2 protein-coding genes and 1 pseudogene are annotated in these 2,197 nt (G+C 66.2%); 1 reads left to right on the top strand and 2 read right to left on the bottom strand.

Annotated features, from left to right (window positions below):
- Window positions 1–205 (top strand): annotated as a pseudogene (locus tag U9980_RS12600) (type II toxin-antitoxin system VapC family toxin); the annotation flags it as partial.
- 243 nt (window positions 206–448) lie between these two features.
- On the opposite strand, the gene U9980_RS12595 reads toward U9980_RS12600, so the two are convergent.
- Together U9980_RS12595 and U9980_RS12590 are read right to left on the bottom strand one after the other, a co-directional pair.
- Window positions 449–1,402, bottom strand: coding sequence for a nuclease-related domain-containing protein (locus U9980_RS12595; RefSeq protein WP_416210255.1), 954 nt, complete (start codon window positions 1,400–1,402; stop codon window positions 449–451).
- 604 nt (window positions 1,403–2,006) lie between these two features.
- Window positions 2,007–2,197 (bottom strand): hypothetical protein (locus tag U9980_RS12590; protein WP_322768073.1); only part of this gene is annotated, 191 nt, incomplete at its 5' end.

Genomic DNA, 2,197 nt, shown 5'->3' with positions numbered 1-2,197 from the left:
TGTTGTAGCGGTCACCGGGGAGCATGCGGTCCTTGCCAGGCAAGCGTACCGGGACTTCGGCCGGGGTAGTGGTAGCTCTGCCCGGCTGAACTTCGGTGACTGTTTCGCCTACGCGCTCGCGGCGCAACGGCGGGAACCGCTGCTGTTCAAGGGCGAGGATTTCGTCCATACCGATCTGATCGCGGCGGAACTGCCCGGCGAGTAGGTGGACCAAAGGCCGACCGGCCGGAGTAGGGATATAGATCGATGAAACCGGCAAAATCGTACACACCGACCTTGTGGTCGGCGGGGTCCGGATAGCCGTCAAGGACGAGGACGAGGACGAGGACGACGGCGATCCGGCGCCGCCGCGTCTGGGTGGGACACCGGTCATCATGGCCGTGGAGGTTCCTGACCTGGCGGTTCGGCCAGCCGTCGGCTTGTCCGGCTGTCCGGACCTGTGGCCCCGTCAGGCGTTCAGCCAGTTACGCCGGTCTCGCGCCGCGGCATAGATCCGCTCGACGTGGGCTGGCTGCCACGCCGCCGAAAGATCGCCGAAGGTGGCGATCTCGTCGTGCCGGATGGCCCGGACGTGGATGGCATGGGCATCGCCACGCGGGCGCGCCACGGTCAGGTTCGCCGGCTGGACGAATGCCAGCACCGCCTTGGCCTCCACCGCGAATCCGCAGGTCTGACTCAGCACCGCCGAAGCCCGCTTGGCCTCGGCCTCGGCCTTTCGCACGTACGGATACAGTTGACCGCCCACCTTCACCATCTGGTCGCCGACCCAGATCTTGGCGCCGGCGTGGTTCTTCGTGTTGAAGGTGAACACCCCGCCCGGGCCGATCAGAAGATGATCGATGTCGACGTTCCGGGGCAGCGGTATCGAATGCACTACCCGCCAACCCCGGCCGGTGAGCCGCTCCAGTTCCGCTCCCACCGCCTCCTCTCCGACCAGTCCCTTGCGCCACCCGTCGATCTCCGACGGCCGGCGAAACAGACGGTTGAGCAGGGCGCGCCAGAAACCCGGCGTCAGCTCTTCGATCTTCGCGCGGATCGTCGCGCCGGGCGGGTTGCCGGCGAGGTCGTCCGCGGGATGGGGCGCTGCACCAACCGGGCCGCTCGTCGTCCACCCTGGCCGCGTAGATACTTCCGGCGTCCATCCGGCCAGCGGTGCCGACGTCGGTACGGGCGGCGGTGGCGGCGGCATGGCGGGCGACGGCAGTGGGTCGGCCGGGGGCGCCGGCCTTTGCGCCAGGTAGGGGGCGAGGGCGTCGACCACTTCGTCCCGATTGACGTCGAGCAGGATGTTGAGCTGATGGGTCCGCAGATCGAACCAGGCGGCGCTCTGCCCGTCCGGAAGGTTCACGTAAAGCCGGTCCTGCCCACGCCGGCGCCACGGCTTTACCTGTAGCTCACCCATGCCCATGCCCATTCCTGTCGCCGAAGATGACGGATCAGGGTGGATCAATCGTCTTTGCCGCGCGCCGGATCGGCCGTCTTGTGGACGGACGACTCCCGTACGGTGCGACCACGCCACACTATCTCCGGGGGAAGCGCTCATCCACCGGTTCTGCGACGGTCGGAAAGCCGGCAGCCCGTAATACCATCAGTATGAGGCCGCTGACCAGCGCAATTACCGATCGGAACCGAATTCCTGGGATCTTCGGCGTTCGCTACTCTTCGTGGAGAGGAATGCATGCCTTATTACACTGCGTATGCAGCGTGGTCTGCGGTACAACCAGCCTCGCTGGCGCGGCGATCGTTACGGAGTTGTAGGCCCCCCGAGGGCGGCTACGCATGATGTCACGACGCCTGGCGGCGGATAGCGCTGGACGCGGTCGGTCGTGTCTCCACCGAGCGACGTCGGGGTGGATGCGCCGGAGTTCGAGGGACGCGGAGTCCTTGGAACCAACCCATTCGAGACCGTCGAGCAGACAGCGGACGCGGCGGGTCTCACCTGGAGAGGATCGTGTCATCGGCGTGCTCTGTGCCCTCGTCCGTCTGACGCCGTGACCGTCGGGTGTCTATGTTGATCTCAGTTTCTCCCCGCCGTCCTCCGGGACTGGCGGGATGGTGCTGGACCAGCGGGTTTTGGAAAGAACAAACGCGGCGCGATCTTTGGCGTGAAGATCGCGGCTTGACAGTTGGACCCGAGGGATGTTGATGCCCTCCTGAACGACCCGGCTAACAGAAGTGGCAGCGGCTCGATGCGCAT

The sequence above is a fragment of the Protofrankia sp. Cr1 genome, assembly GCF_963555865.1.
In the GTDB taxonomy this organism is placed as follows: Bacteria; Actinomycetota; Actinomycetes; order Frankiales; family Frankiaceae; genus Protofrankia.
The sequence above is the reverse complement of the archived record's forward strand: the minus strand, read 5'-3'. Positions and strand labels throughout refer to the sequence as shown.

Coding starts and splice junctions, on each gene's coding strand:
- U9980_RS12595 (WP_416210255.1), bottom strand. CDS start 1,402: ATGGGTGAGCTACAGGTAAAGCCGTGGCGCCGGCGTGGGCAGGACCGG.